General features: G+C 63.7%; 21 protein-coding genes and 1 tRNA gene. 9 read left to right on the top strand and 13 right to left on the bottom strand.

What is annotated here, in order from left to right:
• Positions 1–8 precede the first annotated feature (8 nt).
• Positions 9–245, top strand: a complete 237-nt coding sequence (locus MESCI_RS07485) for a sulfurtransferase TusA family protein (protein ID WP_024503732.1) — start codon at positions 9–11, stop codon at positions 243–245.
• Between the two features lie 10 nt (positions 246–255).
• On the opposite strand, the gene MESCI_RS07480 is transcribed toward MESCI_RS07485, so the two are convergent.
• Together MESCI_RS07480 and MESCI_RS07475 are read right to left on the bottom strand one after the other, a co-directional pair.
• On the bottom strand, positions 256–1,359 hold the full coding sequence (locus MESCI_RS07480; protein ID WP_013529351.1) for a CobW family GTP-binding protein: 1,104 nt from the start codon (positions 1,357–1,359) through the stop codon (positions 256–258).
• A gap of 3 nt (positions 1,360–1,362) precedes the next feature.
• On the bottom strand, positions 1,363–2,526 hold the full coding sequence (locus MESCI_RS07475) for a D-alanyl-D-alanine carboxypeptidase family protein (RefSeq protein ID WP_013529350.1): 1,164 nt from the start codon (positions 2,524–2,526) through the stop codon (positions 1,363–1,365).
• Between the two features lie 213 nt (positions 2,527–2,739).
• On the opposite strand from MESCI_RS07475, the gene MESCI_RS07470 reads away from it, so the two are divergent.
• The 3 genes from MESCI_RS07470 (at position 2,740) to MESCI_RS32555 (ending at position 6,527) form a co-directional block, all read left to right on the top strand.
• On the top strand, positions 2,740–3,903 hold the full coding sequence (locus tag MESCI_RS07470) for a M20 aminoacylase family protein (RefSeq protein WP_013529349.1): 1,164 nt from the start codon (positions 2,740–2,742) through the stop codon (positions 3,901–3,903).
• An 83-nt stretch (positions 3,904–3,986) separates the two neighbouring features.
• Positions 3,987–4,063 (top strand) — tRNA-Arg (locus tag MESCI_RS07465).
• Positions 4,064–4,598: 535 nt separating this feature from the next.
• Positions 4,599–6,527, top strand: a complete 1,929-nt coding sequence (locus MESCI_RS32555) for a coiled-coil domain-containing protein (RefSeq protein WP_245268597.1) — start codon at positions 4,599–4,601, stop codon at positions 6,525–6,527.
• 112 nt (positions 6,528–6,639) lie between these two features.
• Here the strand turns inward: MESCI_RS32555 and MESCI_RS07455 are convergent, their stop codons facing one another.
• On the bottom strand, positions 6,640–7,329 hold the full coding sequence (locus MESCI_RS07455) for a hypothetical protein (protein ID WP_013529347.1): 690 nt from the start codon (positions 7,327–7,329) through the stop codon (positions 6,640–6,642).
• Between the two features lie 450 nt (positions 7,330–7,779).
• Positions 7,780–8,133, bottom strand: a complete 354-nt coding sequence (locus MESCI_RS07450) for a cupin domain-containing protein (RefSeq protein WP_013529346.1) — start codon at positions 8,131–8,133, stop codon at positions 7,780–7,782.
• Positions 8,134–8,407: 274 nt separating this feature from the next.
• Here MESCI_RS07450 and MESCI_RS07445 point away from each other — a divergent pair, with 274 nt between their 5' ends.
• A complete protein-coding gene (locus tag MESCI_RS07445; RefSeq protein ID WP_013529345.1) occupies positions 8,408–9,391 on the top strand; it encodes an IS1595 family transposase in 984 nt (327 codons plus the stop codon).
• Between the two features lie 247 nt (positions 9,392–9,638).
• A complete protein-coding gene (locus MESCI_RS07440) occupies positions 9,639–9,920 on the top strand; it encodes a DUF3892 domain-containing protein (protein ID WP_013529344.1) in 282 nt (93 codons plus the stop codon).
• A gap of 248 nt (positions 9,921–10,168) precedes the next feature.
• Here MESCI_RS07440 and MESCI_RS07435 read toward each other — a convergent pair whose 3' ends face one another.
• From MESCI_RS07435 to MESCI_RS07400, 8 genes are all read right to left on the bottom strand, one after another.
• Entirely contained in the window at positions 10,169–10,336 is a 168-nt protein-coding gene (locus MESCI_RS07435; protein WP_164919862.1) for a hypothetical protein, read from the bottom strand.
• A gap of 117 nt (positions 10,337–10,453) precedes the next feature.
• Entirely contained in the window at positions 10,454–10,672 is a 219-nt protein-coding gene (locus MESCI_RS07430; RefSeq protein ID WP_013529343.1) for a hypothetical protein, read from the bottom strand.
• Positions 10,673–10,837: 165 nt separating this feature from the next.
• Positions 10,838–11,731 (bottom strand): sugar phosphate isomerase/epimerase family protein, encoded by an 894-nt coding sequence (locus MESCI_RS07425; RefSeq protein ID WP_013529342.1) that lies wholly within the window; start codon positions 11,729–11,731, stop codon positions 10,838–10,840.
• Positions 11,732–11,795: 64 nt separating this feature from the next.
• Positions 11,796–12,734, bottom strand: a complete 939-nt coding sequence (locus tag MESCI_RS07420) for an ABC transporter substrate-binding protein (RefSeq protein ID WP_013529341.1) — start codon at positions 12,732–12,734, stop codon at positions 11,796–11,798.
• A 76-nt stretch (positions 12,735–12,810) separates the two neighbouring features.
• A complete protein-coding gene (locus MESCI_RS07415; protein ID WP_013529340.1) occupies positions 12,811–13,809 on the bottom strand; it encodes an ABC transporter permease subunit in 999 nt (332 codons plus the stop codon).
• Positions 13,806–15,350, bottom strand: a complete 1,545-nt coding sequence (locus MESCI_RS07410; protein ID WP_013529339.1) for a sugar ABC transporter ATP-binding protein — start codon at positions 15,348–15,350, stop codon at positions 13,806–13,808. The genes MESCI_RS07415 and MESCI_RS07410 overlap by 4 nt, the downstream gene beginning before the upstream one ends.
• On the bottom strand, positions 15,347–16,726 hold the full coding sequence (locus MESCI_RS07405) for an acetate and sugar kinases/Hsc70/actin family protein (RefSeq protein ID WP_013529338.1): 1,380 nt from the start codon (positions 16,724–16,726) through the stop codon (positions 15,347–15,349). Before MESCI_RS07405 ends, MESCI_RS07410 begins: the two co-directional genes overlap by 4 nt.
• Positions 16,723–17,499 carry a DeoR/GlpR family DNA-binding transcription regulator gene (locus MESCI_RS07400; protein ID WP_013529337.1) on the bottom strand — a complete coding sequence of 259 codons (777 nt, stop codon included), beginning with the start codon at positions 17,497–17,499 and terminating at the stop codon, positions 16,723–16,725. Before MESCI_RS07400 ends, MESCI_RS07405 begins: the two co-directional genes overlap by 4 nt.
• Positions 17,500–17,691: 192 nt before the next feature.
• On the opposite strand from MESCI_RS07400, the gene MESCI_RS07395 reads away from it, so the two are divergent.
• The 3 genes from MESCI_RS07395 to MESCI_RS07385 are packed head-to-tail and all read left to right on the top strand — an operon-like array spanning position 17,692 to position 20,865.
• A complete protein-coding gene (locus MESCI_RS07395; protein WP_013529336.1) occupies positions 17,692–18,735 on the top strand; it encodes a class II aldolase/adducin family protein in 1,044 nt (347 codons plus the stop codon).
• A 7-nt stretch (positions 18,736–18,742) separates the two neighbouring features.
• Positions 18,743–20,017, top strand: a complete 1,275-nt coding sequence (locus MESCI_RS07390) for an FGGY-family carbohydrate kinase (protein WP_164920012.1) — start codon at positions 18,743–18,745, stop codon at positions 20,015–20,017.
• Complete coding sequence (locus MESCI_RS07385) at positions 20,014–20,865, top strand: TIGR01459 family HAD-type hydrolase (RefSeq protein ID WP_013529334.1); 852 nt, start codon at positions 20,014–20,016, stop codon at positions 20,863–20,865. The genes MESCI_RS07390 and MESCI_RS07385 overlap by 4 nt, the downstream gene beginning before the upstream one ends.
• Here MESCI_RS07385 and MESCI_RS07380 read toward each other — a convergent pair.
• Positions 20,852–21,862 (bottom strand): sugar-binding transcriptional regulator, encoded by a 1,011-nt coding sequence (locus MESCI_RS07380; protein ID WP_013529333.1) that lies wholly within the window; start codon positions 21,860–21,862, stop codon positions 20,852–20,854. The two genes, MESCI_RS07385 and MESCI_RS07380, sit on opposite strands and share 14 nt — an antisense overlap.
• Positions 21,863–22,018 lie beyond the last annotated feature (156 nt).

Here is a 22,018-nt window from a genome sequence, read left to right as displayed (position 1 = left end):
TATCGCCCGTGGCTGATCGCGCCGCTATTTATGACCTCAAGGGGCTGAACTGCCCCTTGCCCGTGCTCAAGGCCAAGAAGCGCCTGGCGGGGATGCAACCGGGCAGTCGGCTCTGGTTGGAGACCACCGACCCGCTCGCCGTCATCGACATTCCGGCATTCTGCTCCGAGAGCGGCCACCAGTTGATTGAAACGGCCGCGGTCTCCGGCGGCCATCGCTTCCTGGTCGAGCGCGGCGCGCCGTAATCGTTGGGGGCTACCGCCCGGCGATCGCCAGCGGATTGTTTTCCAGCGCCGCGCGGTCGGGCGTGTCAACCGACGGCCGGTCGGTGAAGGCGGCGAACAGCCTGCGGATATAATCTTCCGGCATGTCGAGCGTGATCAGCACCAGCCGCGTGCCACGCTGACCATCCGGCCAGGACGGCAATTGCACCGGCGGATGCAGGATCTTCTGCACGCCATGGATCACCAGCGGCCGCGACGGGTCTTCCCTGAGCTCGATGACGCCCTTCATGCGCAGCAGGCGCTCGCCATGGGTCGAACGCAGCAGGTCGAGGAACATCTCGATCGCCGAAAACGGCACCGGGCCGTCATGCACCAGCGAATAGGAGCGCACGCGCTGATCGTGACGATGGCCGTGGTCATGCTCGTGATCATGACCAGCATGATGGTGATGATCGTGCGCCGCTTCCTCGCCAAGCCAGCGCCGCACGTCGGCGGATTTGGTTGCCGGGTTGTAGAGGCCGCAATCAAACAGCGCCGCCACGCCTGTCTCCGCGTCGTCGGCATCGAGCAGTTCGGCGCCCGGATTGATCTGCCGCAGGCGCGCCCGCAGCATTTCCAGCTCATTGGGGTCGGTGGCCAGATCGGCTTTGCTGAGCACGATGCGGTCGGCGACGGCAACCTGCTTGACCGCCTCGACATGGGCATCGAGCGTGGCGTTGCCATTGACGGCATCGACCAAAGTGATGACGCCGTCGAGCCGGAAGGCCTGGATCAGCGCCGGATGCGCCATGATCGACTGCAGCACCGGCGCCGGGTCGGCAAGGCCGGTGGTTTCGACGATGACGCGGGCGAGCCGGGCGATGCGGCCGGTCTGCAGCCGGTCGACCAGGTCGGCCAGCGTATCGACCAGTTCGCCGCGCACCGTGCAGCACAGGCAGCCGTCCGACAGCTGGATGATGCCGTCGGAAGACTGCTCGACCAGCAAATGGTCGATCGCCACCTCGCCGAACTCGTTGATGATCACCGCCGTGTCGGCCAGCGCCGGATCCTTGAGCAGCCGGTTGAGCAGCGTCGTCTTGCCGGCGCCGAGGAAGCCGGTCAGCACCGAGACTGGGATCGGGAAGCCGCTGCCCATTGGCTAGTTCGCAACCTTGACCGGCTGGTCGCCCTGCGCGGCGGAGCCGGCAATCTTCGGGCCGGTGCCGGCCGGTGCCGGCCTGTCGGGCCGCCAGCTCGGGATCGGCACATCGGCAAATTCCTGCGCGCCCTGGTCGAGGATGGCCTTCGGCGCCGGACCGGTGGCGCCGCCAAGGCCGACGGCAACCAGCGTCGGCACATGGTCGAGCTTTTCCTGATAGGGTGATTTCGGCACGTTCTTGGCGGCGGCCGGCGGCGCCTCGGACTGCTCCTGCGGCGTCTTCTTCTTGCAGACCTCGTCCTGCATGTCGTTGGGTGAGACCGTGTCGCCATAGGGCGCCAGCGTGGTGACGGTGGCCGAGCCGGCGACAGGCGTGTCGAACCCCTGATCGAGCAGTTTTGCCGCCGTCTCCGCGCGGGTGACCGCCGACTTCTCGCCAAGCACAACCGCGACCAGCGTGCGCCCGTTGCGCGTCGCCGAACCGATCATGTTGAAGCCGGAAGGGCAGACAAAGCCGGTCTTCATGCCATCGGCGCCGGGATAGCGGCCGATCAAGAGATTGTAGTTGGGGATCGCCTTCTTGCCGACGGCAAGGCCCTCGATCGAGAACCACGGCACATATTGCGGAAATTCGCGGCGGATCGCCATCACCAGCACGGCGAGGTCGCGCGCCGTCGTGTACTGATCCGGCGAATAGAGCCCGTTCGGATTGACGAAATGCGTGCCGTTCATGCCGAGCCGGGTCGCCTCGGCGTTCATCCGGTCGGCAAAGGCCGCCTGCGAACCGCCGACATTTTCGCCCACGGCCATGGCAATGTCGTTGGCCGATTTGACCAGCATCATCTTCAGCGCATTGTCGAGCCGCATCACCGAGCCCGGCTTGAAGCCCATCTTGCTTGGCGGCTCGGCGGCGGAGTGTTTGGTCACCTTGATCGGCGAATCGAGCTGTACCTCGCCGGCCGCGATCGCCCGAAAGGTGACGTAAGCGGTCATCAGCTTGCTCAGCGATGCCGGATACCAGCGCTTGAACGCATCCTGATGCTGCAGGATCTTGCCGCTGCCGAGGTCGAACACGACCACCGGATTGGCCAGCGCCGGCCCGGCCACAACCGACAGCGCGATTGTGCCAGCCGAGAATAGTTTGAGGAAATGCCTGTACCGCATGATCAAATCCGAAATCGCCTCTTGCCGTAGTCGCCCCTGGCTCCGTAAGATTTCGTTACGCGATCGCCAGCATATGGTCCGACCCTCAAAAACCGGACCCCATTGTTGCGGTGCTATTTACTCTATGTGACGCCAAGATGGCAAAGTGCCTGGCGATCACAATTGCAAGGCAGCGGCCAACACCCGCCGTCCCAACAGCGAGATGGAACCATCATGCCAATCCTGAACCGTGCCGCCGAAATGCAGGACGAAGTTGCCGGCTGGCGCCAGCATCTGCATCAGACGCCAGAACTGAACTTCGACGTCTTCAAGACCGCCGCCTTCGTCACCGAGAAGCTGAAGGCCTTCGGCTGCGACGACGTGGTCACCGGCCTCGGCAAGACCGGCGTGGTCGGCATCATCCGCGGCCGCCAGGGCGAAGGCCCCACTATCGGCCTGCGCGCCGACATGGACGCGCTGCCGCTCAACGAGATATCAGGAAAGCCCTACGCCTCGACCATCCCCGGCAAGATGCATGCCTGCGGCCATGACGGCCACACGGCGATGCTGCTGGGTGCGGCCAAATACCTCGCCGAGACGCGCAACTTCACCGGTTCGGTGGCGGTGATCTTCCAGCCGGCCGAAGAGGGCGGCGGCGGCGGCAACGAGATGGTCAAGGACGGCATGATGGAGCGTTTCGACATCTCCAGGGTGTTCGGCATGCACAACATGCCGGGCCTGCCTGTCGGGCAGTTCGCCATTCGCCCGGGCCCGATCATGGCGGCGACCGCCGAATTCACCATCACCGTGCGCGGCAAGGGCGGCCACGCGGCGATGCCGCACGGCACGATCGACCCGATCGTCATCACCAGCCAATTGGTCGGCGCCTTGCAGACGATCGCCTCGCGCAGCACCGATCCGGTCGAGGCCGTGGTGGTGTCGGTGACCAAGTTCCACGCCGGTGACGCCTACAACATCATCCCCGAAACCGCCGAAATCGCCGGCACCGTGCGCACCTTGCGAAAAGAAATCGCCAAGAAGTCCGAAGAGCGCATCCGCAGCATTTGCGACGGGCTGGCGACCGCGTTCGGGGCCAGGATCGAGGTCGACTACCAGGCGAATTATCCCGTGACCTTCAACCACGCGGAAGAGACGGTGTTTGCCGGTGACGTCGCGATGAGTGTCGCTGGCGACGCCCATGTCCACCGCGGCATCCAGCCGGTGATGGGCGGCGAGGATTTCTCCTACATGCTCGAAGCCCGCCCCGGCGCCTTCATCTTCATCGGCAATGGCGACACCGCCGGCCTCCACAACCCGGCCTACGATTTCAATGACGAGGTCATCCCGCACGGCATGAGCTACTGGGTGAAACTGGCTGAAACCGCGCTGGCCGCCTGACAGCGGCAGCGCAAAGCCGGCCGAATTGCCTTCGGCCGGCCTCTTGGCGAAACGATCCGAAGCGGCTATGTGTCTGGCCGCGTGGTCCCGTAGCTCAGTAGGATAGAGCGGCAGATTCCTAATCTGTAGGTCACAGGTTCGATTCCTGTCGGGATCACCATGCTTTTCATCAGCTTAGCAAATTGACGTCGTACTTTTCGCGAAACAGTACGACGAATTCTAATCTCGGCGGGAATGCATCACCGAACAAGGAACGATCAGCTTCGCTACGAAGAGCGGGCACTACAATGGCCCTTTTGTCTGGCCGAAGGCTGCCTGCAGGATCATTAGGAGCTGATGGTTGACCGTGGTGCGCTGTGACCTAGCTTAAAGTTCATGATGGACAGTCCTAAGCCCGGAAATGGCGAATTGTCCGCACCGGCGAACTCTCGCGAGGTTGCTATGCAGAGGCGCAAACCGGCGTTTCAGAGCCCTGCATGCGTCCTTGGTCGGCCATTGCCCGCTACGGAATATCAACTGCGGCGATCTGTCGGCACGCGACCGGCGCCCCGCCATCCGCAACAATTCGCAAGGACCAGAAGGATCCCGAAGAAAGCGACGCTCCGAGAGCGGTAAGGCCTTGGCGAATACCAAGGCGAATGACCAGACATCGCTTTATGAACTTGGCAATACACCCAGAACGCACGGGCACGGCAATGCCAAATTATCTTGCCGAAATGTATGCAAACGACGTAAATCTGGCCATTCTGAGCGCAGTGGTAACGCTTGCATCGGTGGGCGTCTATCTTGTGCTCCGGCGTATCCTTGCCGCGGTGCGACGGCGCCGCCTTGCAGCGTTTGACGAAGGCAGATCCGGTTTCGCCGACGAGGCTTCTTGGGAATGGGAAAGCCCGGCCGGACTTGTCGCCGGGCCTGCTTCTTCCAAGGCTGCCAACCCCTTGCATGCGGTCGGCCTGAATGTTCGGGCTCAAAATACCAACTACTCTCGGTTCGGAGTGCGAATCGAACATTTCGCCGCGACATCCGAACCCAGCGGGTGCTCGTCAGTGGTCGAGACCGGTGCTCCTGCACCGAACAGAGTGCAGTCTGGCCGGCTTGCAGCATCCATCAGCGCGATCGCGGAACGTGGGAAGCGGATTTGCGGGTCGGCATGGAACCGATTGCGCCATAAGGCTTCACCGCCAAAAATTGCTCCGTTGGCCTATGATGCGGATCGCGGTTTGAATTTCACAGCTCAGTTGAGAGATCCCGACCCGGCCATGGCGCCTGCCTCAAACCCTGTCGTTCGCAGGCCGATCGTTCTTGTATCGCGCTTGGGTCTCGCCGCCATTTGTCTGGCTGCGCCGATTGGCTATGCGATGACGAGACAAATCTGGGTCGAAAGCGCTTCCGCCATCTCGCAAACCCAAGACCAGGCCCATCGAGACCTTTCGCGCCCGTTGGGATTTCAGGCGAGTGCCGAATTGCTTGGCCCGGATCTCACGGCTAACCAGGCGCAAACCGGGACGGATCGTGCTCAGGCTGCCGCTGCGAGACAATTGGCCGACCAGGAGCACCGGGCGGCGGAAGGCGAGCGTGCCAGGAGCGCCGCTCTGCAGGGAGCGCTCCTCGAGGCGAGCAAGCAGATCCACACGCTGAGGGCAAGCATGGCAGCTGCCGATGACGCGCGCGAGGAGCGGTTGCGCAATGAACTCGCGGCAGCCCGCACTCTTGACGCGTTGCGGCGCATTGCGGGAGAGGTCCGCACGATGCTGAGCGAGGCCGCCAGCTATGTCCTTAAGGAGATGCCCGCTGCTCATCTCGAGCAGGAGCAAGCCCAAAGGCAGGCGCACGATTTCTCGCAAGCGCGCGTCCAAATTGAACAGCTTGAGACCGAGGCCGCCAAGGATCGCGCCACGGCCAAGGCTTCACTGGCGCAGGCGAGCGGCATACTCGACGACGAGCGCCGGAAAGCGGAGCTGCTTCGTGGCGATCTCGCCGAAGCGAAACTGGCCAATGCCGCACTCATGAAGCGTACGGCTGCGGCTGAGCGGGAACAGACCGACGCGGTCACAGCGAGACAACAAGTGGAGCGGACCGCAGCTGACACGGAGCGAACGCTCGCACGAGAACGCGCTGCAGCAGCAGCGGCCGTTGAGGAGCTGAAAGAAGCTCGCATCGAGCGCCAGGCGGCTGAACTGGAGCGAGCCAAGGCAGTCTCAGCGAAAGAGCGTGCCGAGCAGGCCGCAACCGAGACGGCACAGGCTCTGGCACGGGAACGTACTACAGCCGTCATGAATCGTGAGGATCTCGACAGAGCACGCATCGAGCGCGAAGCCGCCGCCCAAGCTCTTTTGGTGCGTGTCGCTAAGCTTCAGGAGGCTCTGGACGAGCAACGCGAGGCCACTGTTTCTCTTGCCCGCGACTTGGCTGCGGCGCGCGGGGACAACGACAGGCTCAGGACTGAGCGCCGCAGCGCGCAGATCGAATCGCCCCTGAAGCCGCGTTCTGGCCGCGCGGCAGCCAGCCAGGTGAAGGCCGTCAGCAAGAAGATTGGCAAGGTTCGCAACCCTTCGCGGATGACCCGGGTGCGTTCGATCACACTTCCTTATTCGCTCTTGCCAAAACACGTGACACCGCAGTGATTTCCGATTGCGCGGTCCCTTCCGTGGAAGGCCATTTTTGATGCCCCGCACCCCTTCGTAACACACCCGAGGCCTGCTGCCATTTCGGCCAAAGATGAATGGCCTCTCGAATTCACCCTGCTTCATCAGCGAGGTGTTCTGCGCGGTGCGACGTCAGGCCGATCACGCTGCCTGTCGCGTCCAATTCGCATTGGATCGCCGCCTGCCGCGTTTCCACGCTGCCTTGCCGCGCATAGTCGATGCTGACCTCGATGGGGGCCGAGATCGTCGCCCGACTCAACTGATGTACGAAGCCCGCGCTGGTGACGCGCACGCTGGTCGCCCCCAACGGAGCGGCGGCCGACTCGATGGCATCATGGCAGGCCCGAACGACTTTATCCGGGACGCCCGGCAGCGCCTCGGTTCGGCTGACTGTTGATTGAGTTTTGCTGTCGCCGGGAGGCTGGAGAGCGGCCGGGAGGTCGAGCGACTGTCCGCCCCTTGCGGACGCAACAGCAGTAGCGGTGGCCGAACCTACCGTCCCCGGGGCTGTCGTAGTGCCGCTTGTGCTGGTCTCGCCGTCGTCCGCCGACGAACTGGAGCCGCGGGCGTCGTCGCCAGTCCCTTTGTGCGAGCCGCCCTGGTTGCCGCCGGCGTCATGACCTCCGCCGCCACCATGGCCACCAGAACCATGGCCGCCGTTGCCATGCCCTCCGCCTTGCTGACCACCGGTTGCAGCTCCTGCGCAAACTACCGCGATCGAGCAAGCTAAGACGAAATACGCACAGGTGAATCCACGCGATTGACGCACGACGACCTCCATGGATGCGTCGGTCCAACCGTCTTTCCGCGGCGTGCAGTCAGAACGGCGCGAACCGCCGCCGCCCCCGAGGCAACCTCGCGATTGCCGCGCCCCCGAAAGAACTAGGGGATCAATCCGGTGTATCAAGGATACTTGGCCGGTAAGCACCGATGAGAGGGCGCTTGGCTGGCGAGTGCCGTATCATTCATGTCGAGGCCGACCGTCTGGATGACGCCACAGACGCCTTCATGACCCAATGACCGGAGTCCGAGGAGTGGCCGAGCCGAGGCCCCGGCGAATGCAGAGATCAGCGAATACGCTTACCGCGCCCAGGTCAGCGCACCTCCTCCGAGCCCATCGGCGACACCCAGGCGATGTCGGGTGGGATGGCCTCCAAAAGGCCCCCGGAGGCACGAAAAAGCGTTCGCTTGAGCACTCGCCGCGATGGCGGGCCAGACGGATCACCCCGCTTCAGCCAACCCGCACGACAAAATGCTTCGTCACCGGCTCGATGATCTTCCAGGTTCCCTTGAAATCCGCTTCCACGACGAAGGCATCGCCGGGGCCGACCTCGACCGGCGTGCCGCCGTCCGGCGTGATGATGATGCGGCCGGCGATCATGTGCACGAACTCATAGTCGGTATAGGTGGCGTGATAGGTGCCGGGCGTCGCCCGCCAGGTGCCCGACAGCACCTTGCCGTCCGCGGTCGTGTGCTGGACGGCGGTTTGCATGGTCGGCCTGCCCTCGACGACGATCCAGCCGGCCAGATCGCCTGCGTCCGCGTGTTCGACGGTGCCGAATTTGAGGATTGTCTCGCGTGTCATGTGCTGAGCTCCGTTTGGGGATTGCGTGGCGCTGTTTGCCTGGCCGGTCAGATAACCGATGCACCTGCCGCGAGCAATGCCGGCGCCATACGGCCGGCACCTTGGCTGACGGTGCATCAACAAAAACCCGCCTGTGCGGCGGGTCACTGGCGCAAATCAGCACCATAGGCAAAAATGTACCATAGCTGAGGTCACCGAGTCAAGAAAAAATTCCTAATTATATACTTGACGTACCACGACCAATTTGCGAAAGTGAATGCAAGGAGTTACCGCAATGTTCGATCTAACCAACGCCATTTACCACGACGCCGACAAGGCCCGCGAGCATTTGGAGGCTATCCATTGGCCCCATGGTCCGTTCTGCCCTCATTGCGGCAATGCCAATCCAGAGCGCATTACGAAGCTGGCGGGCAAGTCCACGCGCCCCGGCGTCTACAAGTGCAACGAATGCCGCGCGCCGTTCTCTGTCACGGTCGGCACCGTCTTTGAGCGTTCCAAGATCGGCCTGCACAAGTGGGTGCTGGCTTCGCATCTCTATGCCTCGTCAAAGAAAGGCATGAGCGCGCACCAGCTGCACCGCATGCTTGGCGTCACCTACAAGACCGCTTGGTTCATGGCGCACCGCATTCGCGAAGCCATGAAGGAAGACGTTGCGTCATCCGGCCCGCTTGGCGGCGAAGGCAAGACTGTCGAAGCGGACGAAACCTATATCGGCAAGCGCGAGACACCGCGCGTTTCAGCACAGCGCAAGGGCCGCCCCTTCACCAAGAAGGGCAAGGGCGGCGGCGCTCAGAAGCGTATTGTAGTTGGCCTTGTCGAGCGCGGCGGCAAGGCCCGCATGTTCCATTTGAACGACGCCACGGCCTCCACCGTCCGCGATGTGCTGGTTCGCAATGTCTCGCGTGACACGACGCTCTATACCGACTCGTCTCGCCTCTACACCGTGACCGGCGGGGAATATGCCTCGCATAAGACGACCAATCATTCGGCTGGCGAATACGTTCGCTACGAAGGCGCGGAGACGATCCACTCCAACACGATTGAAGGCGTGTTCTCTGTCTTCAAGCGCGGCATGGTCGGCGTGTATCAGCATTGCGGCGAGGCCCACTTGCACCGCTACCTTGCCGAGTTCGATTTCCGCTACAATCGCCGCACCGCGCTTAAAGTCTCGGATGCAGAACGCGCCGAAGACTTGCTTCGCATGGCCCGCGACAAGCGCCTTACCTATCGGCGGATTGGTGAAGCCGGTCACGCCTAAGCAGAAGGCACGCAAGCTACTTCTGCTGCGCAAAAAGAAAGGCCTGTGAAAACCGGGCATGGCGCCGGATTCAGCTTGCAGAGTCTGTTCTTTATCCGTTCCATTGAAAAGCCGAGGTGATTCGCAGTCACCTCGGCTTTGATGCAACCAAGCCACAGGACGGCTAGGCACATGAGAACGAGCACCAAACTAAACTTACCGGTGATTCCGTCAAGCCGTCCTGTGGCCCCACACAGGAAAAATACGCATGACCACTACCCATCAAGTCACCTGCCATACACCTGATAACAACGATGCCGACCGTCGCATACAGGGCCTAGGCGGCCCGGACGGCGGCGGCTGGTATCAGCCGCTCGACTACCTGATTGCCGGGATCGAGAGCGGTGCCTACAAGCTGTGGACAGTCTCCCCGGACGGCAAGTCCGTTTGGATCGTTGTCGCTCAGCGCCCCAACGGCAGGAAATACCTCAAGACCGATCCTGATGGCGTTGAGCCGAATAATTTGTTGGCGCTTCGCCGCTGCCAGTAGAGCCATCCGGCGCTACCGGCTTCTTGCCCTTCCCGGTCTTATGATCGGGAGGGGTTTTCAACAGGCGGCGCAACACCTCGTCGCCCTTTTCCTGGTCCTTGTCTTTGGGGGGTTCTGACATGCAACAACCATCCTTCGAACCTATGTACACCGCTATCGGCAGGGCCATGACCACATGGCAAGACGTCGAACTACAATTGTTTCTACTATATGCTCGATTGATAACCCCCCGAGGGAATTTCCATTCCCTAGCCGCAGCGTTCTACACCGTAAAGAATTTTAGCACTCGCGCCGATATGGTGACAAATACCGTGCTGATCAATTTCGGTTCCAAAAGCCCGTTCTACAAAGCGTGGCAGAAGCTCAGAACGCCCGAACTCACTGAGTGCAACGGGTTGCGAAACAGGATTGCGCATTTCAGACTTTCCAATTCGGGGAGAGGCCTATTCCTCGTTGATGAGATCATCAACATTGCGGGAATTGATTTCGATTCCCGAATTGATTTTCACCTCAAGAGGGAAACTAAGCACCTGTCAGTCGAGGATGTTGAGGCGCTCACGCCACGCTTTGCTAATCTCGCTGTCGGTCTCAGCCAGACAGCCGTTGACCCGTATGGCCACTAAGTCGGCAATGTCATCGGCGCGCGAGTGAGCTATTTCTACCTCGTCCCGCATCCAAAAATACTCATTTACCACTTCGAAAACCAAATCTCGAAGCAGGTCCTTATCTGCCGGCCTGTCGGCGCGAATCATAGGATTTTGTTCCTTGGTACGTCAAGTATATAATTAGGAAAAAATTCCTATCGCGAAAAAGCTGGCGGCGCAAAAGCTGCCAGCACTGGCTGCCACGAGGCCGTTTGTTGATTTGAAGTCAGAGCCCTGCCATGCGGCGCACGCCGCGCCCTCTCGACGGGCGGGTTAGGGTTTGTGGCGCGCCGAAACGAGTTCCGCCTTGCGCCTTGCCGTCTCCAGCCCGAGCCCGATGAAGGCGCGCGCGTGCTTGGCCAGCGCCATGTTGTCCGTCCACAGATTGCGCCAGATGGCGGTCTTCTTCGACAGGTGCTCATCGACGATTTCCGAAGAGAAGGATTCGAAGCTGAGATCGTCGCTGTAGCCGATCGCCGTCAGCGCATCGAAGATCGCGGCGAAATCGATATTACCGGTGCCGAGGAAGCCGCGATGGCTTTCGCCGATATGGACATAGCCGATCTTGTCCGCGGCTTGATGGATGGCCAGCCCGACATCGGCCTCCTCGATGTTCATGTGGAACGTGTCGAGATGCAGGAAGATGTTGTCCGAGCCAGTGTCCTCGATGAAGGCGAGCCCTTGCGCGGCGGTGTTGAGCAGGTTGCTTTCGAAGCGGTTGACGATCTCGAGGTTGAGCGTGACGCCGGCCGCCTTGGCTGTTTCGGCAACCTTGGCCAGCGTGCCGGCACTGCGCTGCCATTGATCGCGCGTCGGCGCCTCGACCTGCAATCCGTGGCTGGTCGAAAGAATGCCGGCGACCTTCCGGCCGCCGAGGTCACGCGTCAGCGCGATGGTGTCGTTGAGGATTTCGACGCCGCGCGCGGCAATTGCCTTGTCGGCGCTCGAAATATCGCCATCACCAGGCAATCCGATGCTGATCGCCACGCCGAGGCCAAGATCGGCGATGCGCCTCGCGAGCCCGCCGATGTCGACATTGGCGGGGTCGAGATAGGAGAATTCGATGAGGTCGAAGCCGGCCTCCCTGGTGTTGGCCAGCGTGCGCTCCAGATCGGCCTGAGCCGAGCTCGCCGACCAGACGAAAGAATGGATTCCAATACGCGACATCATCGTCTCCGGTGCTGACAAGGTGCGGCCGGGTCATCCCGGCCGCACCGGCCTTGGGAAGAATTTAGCGGGCTGCGGTCCAGCCCTTGTAGTCCTTCAGGTTCTCGGCCGTGATCAGCTTCGGGTCGAGCAGAACGGTCGGCTCCGCCGGCTTCTTGCCGGCCAGCAGTTCGGCCGCCATCGTCAGTGACTGGCCGGCCATCACATAGGGATCCTGCGAGGCCGAGGCCTTGATCATCGAGGTGCCGGAAGAGAGTTCCTTCTCGATATCGGGCGCGCCGTCGACGGCGGTGAAGATGAACTCCGAACGGTTGAGCTGCTTGGCCGCGAGCTGGGCGCCGATCGCCGTCGGGTCATTGATGGCAAACACCGCATCGATCTTGTCGAAGCGGGTGAGCAGCGACTGAAACACCTTCAGGCCGCCGTCGCGCGAGCCTTCGGCATTCTGGTCGTCGGAGAGGATCTTGATGTCGGGATGCTGCGAAAGCACGTTCTTGCAGCCCTTCACCCGCTCCAGGATCGAGGACGATGCCGGTCCGTTGAGGATGACGTAGTCGCCCTTGCCGCCGGTGTGGTCGACCAGGTACTGGCAGGCCTCTTCGCCGGCCTTGACGTTGTTGGTCATCACGGTGACGTCGGCGCCCGGCGCCGAAACGTCGAAGGCGGCAACGACGATACCTGCGGCCTGTGCCTTCTTCACCGCCGGCGCGATCGCCTTGGCGTCGACGGCATTGAGCATGATCACGTCGACACCGGCGGCGATGAACGAATCGACCTGCGAGACCTGCTTGTTGAGGTCATAGTCGGCCGATACCGAGGTCACCTCGACCTTCGGGTTGATCTTCTTGGCCGCGTCCTCGATGCCCTTGATGGTGGCGACGAAGAAGGGATTGCCGAGCAGGCCGACCGAGATACCGACCTTGTTGAGGTCCTTGGCCGAAGCAGGCGCGATGGCGAGCGACGCGAGTGCGACGCCGCAGAGCAGTTTGGCGATGGTCTTCATTGCTTTCCTCCGATTGCCCCGCGCCTCTCACGGTGCGTTACACAAACCGGTCGTTGACGCCGGCGACTAAGGTCAATCACGTTCTTGCTCCTGCCTGGAGCCTGTAGCGGTCGAGGGCGACCGCCACGATGATGACCAATCCCTTGATGATGTACTGCCAGATGTCCGAGACACCGGCCAAGATGAGCCCGTTGGAGAGCACCGCGATGATCAGGCCGCCGATCAGCGTTCCCCAGATCGAGCCGACGCCGCCGACGAAGCTGGTGCCGCCGAGAATGACCGCGGCAATAGCGTCGAGTTCGTAGGACTGGCCCAGCTGCAAGCCGTTGGCGGCGTAGAGCCGGGCCGCCGACATGGCGCCGCCGAGGCCGGCCAGCAGGCCGGAAACGCCATAGACGAAGAGCAGCACCAGCGGCACCTTGATACCGGTCAGCCGCGCCGCTTCGGCATTGCCGCCGACGGCGTAGATCCAGGTGCCGAGCACGGTGCGCTTGAGCACCAGCCAGGACAGCACCACCACCGACAGTGCGATGATGACCAGCCACGGGATGCCGAACAGCGAACCGTTGCCGATGAAATCGAACGGCAGGTCCGAATTGAACACCGTGGTGTCCTGGCCGAGCAGGCGGGCGACACCGCGCACCGCGGTCAGCGAACCCAGCGTGACGATGAAGGGCGGCAGCTTGATGTAGGCGATGAGCAGCCCGTTGATGAGGCCGAAGCCGAGGCCGACCAGAATGGCCGCCGGCACGCCGAGCAGACCCCAGTCCGGCACCAGCGATACGATCACCGCCACCATCGCCGATGCGGCGAGGATGGCGCCGACGGACAGGTCGATGCCGCCGGTGAGGATGACGAAGGTCATGCCGGCCGCCAGCACGATGTTGATCGACGACTGCTGGGTGACGATCAACAGGTTGGTCTCGGTCAGGAAGCGCGGGTTCAGGAACTGGAAGCCGGCCGCCAGCAGGATCAGCACCGGCAGCATGCCAAGGGCAGCGAAAGCCGTGCGCAACCGTCGGCTCGTGCCGGTCGCCTGGCCGACTGCGCTGATCTCGGTCGCCTTGTCGGTCATTGCTGGGCCGCTCCCGTTGCAAGTTCCATGATTTCCTCCTGGCTTAGCGGTTCGCCTTGCGATGCCGTCACCTCGCCCGATATCGTGCCGTCGCGCATCACCAGCACCCGGTCGGCGACGCCGATCACCTCGGGCAGTTCGCTGGAGATCATCAGGATGGCGATGCCCTGCTTGGCGAGATTGTCGATCAGCCGGTAGATTTCCGATTTCGCTCCGACATCGACGCCGCGGGTCGGCTCGTCGAGGATGACGACCTTCGGCTCGGTCTCGAGCAGGCGGGCGAGCAGCACCTTCTGCTGGTTGCCGCCCGACAGCGAGCCGGCATTGGCCTGCACCGAACTGGTGCGGATGGAGAGATCGGCAACGGCCTTGGAAGCGCGCCTTTCGGCGGCCGCGAAGTCGCGCAAGCCGCCGGCGCGCGAATCCCGCGCCAGCACGCCCATGCTGATATTGTCGGAGATCGACATGTCGAGGAACAGGCCGAGTTCCTTGCGGTCCTCGGTCAGATAGGCGATGCCGGCATCGAGCGCCTCGCGCGGCGAGCCGATGGTTACAGGTTTGCCGTCGAGTTCCAGCGTGCCTGAAATGTGCCTGTCGGCGCCGAAGATCAGCCGCGCAAGCTCTGTGCGGCCGGAACCGACCAGACCCGCCAGCGCCAGCACCTCGCCCTTGTGCAGGTCGAACGAACAGTTTTTCAGGAGACGGCCGTCGGACATGGCGCGCACCGAGAGCGCCACCGCGCGCTTTTCGTCCGGCGGCCGATGATCCTTCTTGTAGAAAGCCGACAAATCGCGGCCGACCATCATCGAGACGAGGCGCGAGGCACTGAGGTCGGCACGCTCGAGCGTGCCGACATAACCGCTGTCGCGCAGCACGCTGACGCGGTCGGCAAGCTGGTAGACCTCTTCCATGCGGTGGCTGATGTAGATGATGGCGATGCCTTGCGATTTCAGCGTCGCGATGACCTCGAACAGCCGGTCGGTCTCGCCCGAGGTCAGCGACGTGGTCGGCTCGTCCATGACGATGATGCGCGCATTGGTCGATAGCGCGCGGGCGATCTCGACCAGCTGGCGCTCGCCGAGCGACAGGCTGGAGACCATGTCGCGGGCCGAAAAGGAAACGCCGAGCCGCTTGATGATCTCGCTGGCGCGCCGCGTGCACTGGTCGCGATCGACGATGCCGAAGCGTCGCGGCTCGTTGCCGAGGAAGATGTTCTGCGCCACCGTCAGATTGGGCGCCAGCGACAGCTCCTGATAGATCACCGCGACGCCGCTGGCGCGCGCCTTGATCGGATCGCCGGTCGCAGCCGGCATGCCGTCGATCAGGATCTCGCCGCCGGCATCCGGCCGATAGGCGCCTGAAAGCACTTTCATCAATGTCGACTTGCCGGCGCCGTTCTCGCCCATCAAGGCGTGCAGCTCCCCGGCATGGACGCTGAGCGAGACATCGTGCAAGGCACGGATCGCGCCGAACGTCTTGGAGATGTGCCGCATCTCCAGCACCGGCTGGCGCGCCGTCTCGGCCTGGGCAATCGCACTCATCGCGCACCTCCCACTGCCGCACCGGCGACGCCCTGGTCCATCGTGGCGTCACGCCAGTTGCTGCGATAGCCTGCCAACCCGGTGAAACGCGACGCGTGCACCGGCTCTGGAACTTCGGCGGCGAATTCGCGCCCGACGCTCTCGAAGGCGAGCGCCGCTGCACCCGTGGCGCTGCCCTCCAGCGTGGCGCCCTGCAGGAAAGCCTGGCCGGGACGCAACTGCGCCAGCAGGCCGGCCAACACACCGCCTGTGTTCAGCCCGCCATCGACGATCACCGTGTTGTTCGAATGGATGAGGTCGAGCGACAGATCGACCATCAGCGCGACGTAGAGCAGCGCCGCCGCCGCGCGTTCCTCGGCATCGGGCGTGCGCCCCACCAGCCGGCCGGACTGACTGGGCATCGGCCCGCCTGGCGCGAAGCTCGGCAGCGCCATGATGCCGGCATCGATCACCCGCTGCACCACCGGACCGGCGATCTCGCCTTGCCAGCCGCCGCTGATGGTTGCGAATTCGCGCCCGCCCATGAAGCGGATGGTCGGCACCGGGCCGCCGTCGACATCGACGTTGACCAGCATGTCGCGATCCCGGTCGAGTGCGTCGAGCGGGCAGTCCGGATTGAGCACGACGACCCAGGTGCCGGTCGAAACGACGGTGACCGGGCCAAGCTCCTGCCGGCGATAGGCATAGAGCGCCGCATTCGAATCATGGACGCCGTTGTGGATGGCGATCGGTCGCGCCGCAGCGCCGAGGCGGTGCTCGCCGATAACGGTGCCGGCGCGCTCGAAGCCAGGCATCCGGCCACGCCAGCCCTGCGCGTCGACCAGCGAGGAAAAGTCCTGGCTCCGCGGCGCCCACAGATGCGAATGGCAGCCGAGATAGGACACTTCCGAGACCGCCCGCCCGCCAAGGCGCCAGCTCCAGTATTGCGGATAGCCGAGGATCGATTTCGACGTAGCGAACGCGTCGGGATCGACCTCCTGCAGCCACAGCATGTGGCGGCCGTAGTTGAAGCCGAGCGGCAGCCGCGGCGAAAAGGTCTCGGAAAAGTCCGGAATGCGGCGATCGATCCGCGCGGCAATCTCGGCCGGCGGCTCTTGCTCGTAATCGAGGATCGGATGCGTCAGCGCCGCTTCGTCGACCAAGGCAAAGGTGCAGCCATGGCCCGACACCATGACCCCTTCCATTCCATGACCGTCGACCGTATCGGCAACGGCGCTGAGCGCCCAATGGTGGAGCGCCGCCTCGTCGAGCACGCTGAAGACGCCTTGGCGCACCCATTTCGGCTGTGTCCGGCGCTCGTCGATGATCCGCCCGTCCTGGCCGAAGACGAACAGCTTCGAATTGGTCTTGCCGAAATCGAGGACAGCCACCTTCACTGGATGGCTCCCGAGGCTATCCGCACCATGACGCCGGCGTCCTCCAGCATGCGCGCATCGGCGTCGGAGAGACCGTCGTCGGTGACCAGCGTGCCGATGCGGGAAAGCGGCAGCGCGACGTTGCGCGCGTGGATCGACAGTTTGCGGCTGTCGGCCAGCACCACGATCTGGTCGGCGCAAAGGCTGAGATCGACGATCGAGCGTACCAGCAGCGGGTGCGATTCCATCACGCCTTCCTGGCCAAGGCCTTGCGCGCCGAGAAAGAATTTGGAGGCATAGAAGGGCACGGCCTGGCTGAGCGAATGGATGATGCCGGGTTCGCGATGCAGATCACCGCCCGCAACCGTCAGGCTGCAATGGCCGTGGTCGCTGAGATAGGCCGCCAGCGGCATCGAGTTGGTGTAGAGGCGGATGTTGCGCTCGGCGAGCTTGACGCCCAGATGGAAGCAGGTCGAGCCGCCATGCACGATGACGGCGTCGCCGTCGCGCACCATGGTCGCCGCGAGAGCAGCGATCTGCCGCTTGGCCTCGACCGCAAGGTCGCGGTTCTCGTCGTAGGGCCTGGCGTAGGCAACACCGGCCTGGGAAGCGCCGTCGAGCGCCGAGATGCCGCCATAGACCTTCCGCGCTTCGCCGGCCTCGTCGATCCTGTCGATATCGCGCCTGACCGTCGCGGCTGAAACGCCAAGCCGCTCCTGCAACTCGCGCACCGAAGCGAACGGACGATCCCGCAACAGTTCGACGATCTGACGCTGACGGCCGGAGTCGCTCAATTCTTTCCTCCCGGATGCCATTTTCCATGGCAATTGGCGTAACTTACTCAACATTAGTCGGATTGCAAGCGTGTTTGATGACAGTAGATCACTATTGACGTAGATCACTCGTTTCTGCGATATCAGCGCCAATTCGATCCCGGCAACGGGATTTCGCGCAGGACACGGCCGAGCCGTTGGAGGAAAAGCGCCATGGCGACCCAAGCTGACGCGCAGGAACTGGCGGCCTTGCGGGCGCTTTCGGCCAGCATCGGGCGGAGCCCGCATCTCACCCAGGCGGCAGGCGGCAACACCTCGCTGAAAGCCGGCGACACGCTGTGGATCAAGGCCTCCGGCACCTGGCTGAAAGACGCGCTCGTCGATGACATCATGGTGCCGGTGGCGATGGCGCCGCTGCTGAAAGCCGTCGAACAGCGCGATCGCGCCGCCGACCAGCCGCAGGGTTTCACCATTGCAGCGCTCAACCCGCGCGGCCTGCGGCCATCGATCGAGACCACGGTGCACGCTTTGATGCCGCAGCGCGTCGTTCTGCATGTCCATTGCGTCGACACCATCTCGCTTGCCGTGCAGGCCGATGGCGAGGCCGAGGTCGCCAAGCGGCTCGATGGCATCGAATGGGCCTATGTGCCCTATTTCCGGCCCGGCCTGCCGCTTGCACGCGGCATTGCCGAAAAACTGCGGCCTGGTGTCGACGTGCTGATCCTTGGCAATCACGGTCTGGTCGTCGCTGCCGAAACCGTCGCCGGGGCGGAGCTTCTGCTGCGCCGTATCAGGTCATTGCTGGCCCGGCCGGCGCGCGCGACCGCCGCACCCGACCTCGACGCCTTGGCCGCGCTCGCCGGCGACAGCGGCTACAGATTGCCGGCCGATGTCGAAGCGCATGCGGTTGCGCTCGACCCTGAGAGCCGCCGCGTGGCGCAGGCCGGCAGCCTCTATCCGGACCACGTCATCTTCCTCGGCCAGGGCTCCGTCGTGGCGAAGCCAGGCGAGGCCGTGGCTGATGTCGTTGCACGACTGGGCACGTCGCCTGCGGCGATCCTGTTTCCCGGCGCAGGCGTGCTGATGCGCGGCGACGCCAGTGCCGGCGCCGATGCCATGCAACGCTGCCTCGCCGACGTGACGGCGCGCATCGACATCGCCGCGCGGCTGAACTATCTCACCGCTTCCGAGAATGACGAGTTGGTCAACTGGGACGCCGAGCAGTATCGCCAGAAGCTCAACGCGGCTGGCGGCTAGCATGGACATGATGCCACTTGTCATCGGCATCGACATTGGCACATCAGGTGCGCGCGCCGTCGCCATGCGCCCTGACTTTTCCATAGCCGGGCATTCGGCCGTCCCACTCGACAGGTTTGGCGGCGATGGCCGAGCCCCCACGGCGTGGTGGCAAGCGGTGAAGGCGGTGCTGACGGAGCTGCTTTCCGGCATCGACCGCACGGCGGTCCGCGCCATCGCCGTCGACGGCACCTCCGGCACGCTGCTGCCGGTCGACGCCGCCGGGCGGCCGCTGGCCGAACCGCTGATGTACAACGACAAGGTCGATGACGACGACATCCTGGCCGCGATCGCCCGCACCGCGCCGGCTGCAAGTGCAGCGCACGGAGCGACATCCGGCCTCGCCAAGGCCCTGCGCTTCCAGCATCTGCCGGGTATTGCAATGGTGCTGCATCAGGCCGACTGGATTGCCGGAAACTTCTCCGGCCGCTTCGATGTCAGCGACGAGAACAATGCCCTGAAGACAGGTTATGATGTCGAGGCCCGCCGCTGGCCGGAATGGATCGCGGCGACCGGAATGCGCATGGAGTTGCTGCCGCGCGTGGTCGTGCCGGGCGAGGTCACGGGCGCCCTCACCGCGGAAGCCGGGGAACTGTTCGGCTTGCCGCGCGATGTGGCCGTCGTCGCCGGCACCACGGATGGCTGCGCCTCGTTCCTGGCGACCGGTGCTGCCGCGATCGGCGACGGCGTCACTGCGCTGGGATCCTCGCTGACCATCAAGATTCTGTCCGACCGGCCGATTTCGGCGCCGCGCTTCGGCATATACAGCCATCGGCTCGGCAACGCCTGGCTGGCGGGCGGTGCCTCGAACTCGGGCGGCAAGGTGCTGGCCCAGCACTTTCCGCTCGCCCGTATCATCGAACTCAGCGCGACAATCGACCCGGAGACGGGCACCGGCCTCGATTACTATCCGCTTCCCGCCACGGGCGAACGGTTTCCGATCGCCGATCCGGCGCTGCCGCCTCGCCTTGCGCCGCGGCCGGCGGACGACGCCGATTATCTGAAAGCGATGTTCGAAGGCATCGCCGCGATCGAAGCGCTCGGCTATGACAGGCTTGCCGAACTCGGCGCGCCCACGCTGATATCGGTCAGGAGCGTCGGAGGCGGGGCAGCGAACCCGGCCTGGACGGCAATCCGGCGTCGCAGGCTCGGCGTCGATTTCCTGCCCGCGCTTTCCGACGAGGCCGCCGCCGGCACGGCGCGGCTGGCGCTGATGGGTGCAAGCCGGGCAGGACTCCTATGAGCGCGAAAACGATCGAACGTCTCGACGGCCTTGGGCCGCTGGCGGAGCGCTATAATGTGTTTCTGCTCGACCAGTTCGGCGTGCTGCATGACGGCACGCGGCCCTATCCAGGCGCGGTGGCAGCGCTATCGGCGCTGAAACGCGCCGGCAAGACCGTGGTGCTGGTTTCGAACTCCGGCAGGCGGGCTCAACCCAATGAAAGCCGGCTCATGAAACTCGGCTTCGAAGCGGGAAGCTGGGATCATTTCGTTTCTTCCGGCGAGGTGGCGTGGCGATCCTTTGGGGAGATGGCGACGTCGGGAAAGCTGCGCCCGGGGACAAAATGCCTGCTGATCAGCCGCGACAATGACCGCTCCGCGATCGAAAGCCTGCCATTTGCGCTGACCGGGTCCGGAGATGAGGCCGAGCTGGTGCTGATCGCGGCCAGCGAGGGTGACCGCTTTGACCTTGACCATTATCGCAGGCTGTTCGCGCCGGCGGCGGAGCGGCGGGTGCCGTGTTTCTGCACCAATCCCGACATGATCATGCTGACGGCCGTTGGCCCTCGCTTCGGCGCCGGCCGGCTGGCCGATCTCTACGAGAGCCTGGGCGGCAGCGTTACCCGCATCGGCAAGCCCGACACGGCGATTTTCGAAGCCGCGCTGGCGCTGGCCGGCGAGCCGGACCGTCGCACCGTGGTCTGCGTCGGTGACAGCGTCGAACACGACATATCGGGGGGAAACAGCACCGGCCTCGCCACCGCGCTGGTGCTGAGCGGAATACTGGCGGACACACCGGATCTCGCCGCTGTTTTCAACGAACAGCAGGCCTGGCCGGACTACATCATGGACAGCTTCAGCTTCCGCTGACCGCTTCCAGCATGCGCCGCGCGCTCTCCTCGTCGGTGATCAGGATGGTTGGGGCGATGAGGGTCATGGCGCCGAGCAGCGCTTCGGTTTTCTCCTCGCCACCGGAGGTGAGGATGCGGATCGGTGCCTTGCGCAGACGGTCGACATCCACCGACATCACGTGGCTGTTGACGGGGTGGTCGACCAGATCGCCGTTGCGGTCGAAGAAATGGAACAGGAGGTCACCCACGGCGCCACGCGCAAGCAGGGCCTCCCGATCCGCCTCCTTGAGGAAGCCACCACGAGAGAAGGTGGTGGCCGAGGCGATCCCGCCGACGCTCAGCAGAACGGCATCGAGCACGTCGGCCATTTCGAAAATCTCCTGCAGGCCGCAGCGCTCGATCAGGGCGATCTTGGTCTCGACGCTGTCGACCACGGCTGGTGTCGGCATCAGATAGCCGTCGCCCTGGAATATCTGAGCGAAGCGCCAGGCGAACTCGGCTGGGTTGACCCGGCGCACGACGCCGACACCGCCAAGCAGCGAAATCACCTTGAAGTCGGTGAGCGACTTGGCGCTGATGAAAGGCAGGCTCGAGAACAGCGTCTGCCCCCAGCCGACGCCGACCCGCATGCCGGACTTCATCGTGTCCGACAGGAAGCTGCCGGTCTTGGCGCTGATCGCTGGTATCGGATCGGCATCGGCTGCCGAAAGCGGCGCCACCAGCGCCTGCTGCAGCCCGAACGTCTTCTCCAATGCGCGCTCAAGCCGCACGATTTCCGACAATTCGCTCTCGATGGTGATCTTCACTTCGTTGCGCGCCCGGGCATCCGCCAGCATGCGAACGATGGTGACGCGACCGACGCCGAGCACGTCGGCGATCTCGTTCTGCGTCATCTGTTCGACGAAATACATCCAGGCGGCGCGAATCCTGAGGCGATCCGTCCGGCTTTCGCTGGCGACCTGCTCGGTTGCCTCGCCTCGACCGTCTTCGCTTTCGCCCTGTCGTCGTCTGCCCAAGTCTGTCTCTCCCCCTGCGGCGACGGACGAGGGCGCCGCCGCCGATTCTGCATGCTGGTCTAGTATCGCCTATTGATCTACCTATCGATAGGAACAATGTAGAGAGTGGCGGCTGCCCCGGTCGGCTATCCGCAGCAAATTTCAAGGCGATCCGCG

The organism is Mesorhizobium ciceri biovar biserrulae WSM1271, assembly GCF_000185905.1.
Lineage (GTDB): Bacteria > Pseudomonadota > Alphaproteobacteria > Rhizobiales > Rhizobiaceae > Mesorhizobium > Mesorhizobium ciceri.
Note: the sequence above shows the minus strand (reverse complement) of the source record. Positions and strands in the feature narration are given on the sequence as shown.

Bases quoted from the DNA above. Each gene is read 5' to 3' on its own strand.
- MESCI_RS07480 (WP_013529351.1), bottom strand. From the start codon at position 1,359: ATGGGCAGCGGCTTCCCGATCCCAGTCTCGGTGCTGACCGGCTTCCTC.
- MESCI_RS07475 (WP_013529350.1), bottom strand. From the start codon at position 2,526: ATGCGGTACAGGCATTTCCTCAAACTATTCTCGGCTGGCACAATCGCG.
- MESCI_RS07470 (WP_013529349.1), top strand. From the start codon at position 2,740: ATGCCAATCCTGAACCGTGCCGCCGAAATGCAGGACGAAGTTGCCGGC.
- MESCI_RS32555 (WP_245268597.1), top strand. From the start codon at position 4,599: ATGCCAAATTATCTTGCCGAAATGTATGCAAACGACGTAAATCTGGCC.
- MESCI_RS07455 (WP_013529347.1), bottom strand. From the start codon at position 7,329: ATGGAGGTCGTCGTGCGTCAATCGCGTGGATTCACCTGTGCGTATTTC.
- MESCI_RS07450 (WP_013529346.1), bottom strand. From the start codon at position 8,133: ATGACACGCGAGACAATCCTCAAATTCGGCACCGTCGAACACGCGGAC.
- MESCI_RS07445 (WP_013529345.1), top strand. From the start codon at position 8,408: ATGTTCGATCTAACCAACGCCATTTACCACGACGCCGACAAGGCCCGC.
- MESCI_RS07440 (WP_013529344.1), top strand. From the start codon at position 9,639: ATGACCACTACCCATCAAGTCACCTGCCATACACCTGATAACAACGAT.
- MESCI_RS07435 (WP_164919862.1), bottom strand. From the start codon at position 10,336: ATGCGCAATCCTGTTTCGCAACCCGTTGCACTCAGTGAGTTCGGGCGT.
- MESCI_RS07430 (WP_013529343.1), bottom strand. From the start codon at position 10,672: ATGATTCGCGCCGACAGGCCGGCAGATAAGGACCTGCTTCGAGATTTG.
- MESCI_RS07425 (WP_013529342.1), bottom strand. From the start codon at position 11,731: ATGTCGCGTATTGGAATCCATTCTTTCGTCTGGTCGGCGAGCTCGGCT.
- MESCI_RS07420 (WP_013529341.1), bottom strand. From the start codon at position 12,734: ATGAAGACCATCGCCAAACTGCTCTGCGGCGTCGCACTCGCGTCGCTC.
- MESCI_RS07415 (WP_013529340.1), bottom strand. From the start codon at position 13,809: ATGACCGACAAGGCGACCGAGATCAGCGCAGTCGGCCAGGCGACCGGC.
- MESCI_RS07410 (WP_013529339.1), bottom strand. From the start codon at position 15,350: ATGAGTGCGATTGCCCAGGCCGAGACGGCGCGCCAGCCGGTGCTGGAG.
- MESCI_RS07395 (WP_013529336.1), top strand. From the start codon at position 17,692: ATGGCGACCCAAGCTGACGCGCAGGAACTGGCGGCCTTGCGGGCGCTT.
- MESCI_RS07390 (WP_164920012.1), top strand. From the start codon at position 18,743: ATGATGCCACTTGTCATCGGCATCGACATTGGCACATCAGGTGCGCGC.
- MESCI_RS07385 (WP_013529334.1), top strand. From the start codon at position 20,014: ATGAGCGCGAAAACGATCGAACGTCTCGACGGCCTTGGGCCGCTGGCG.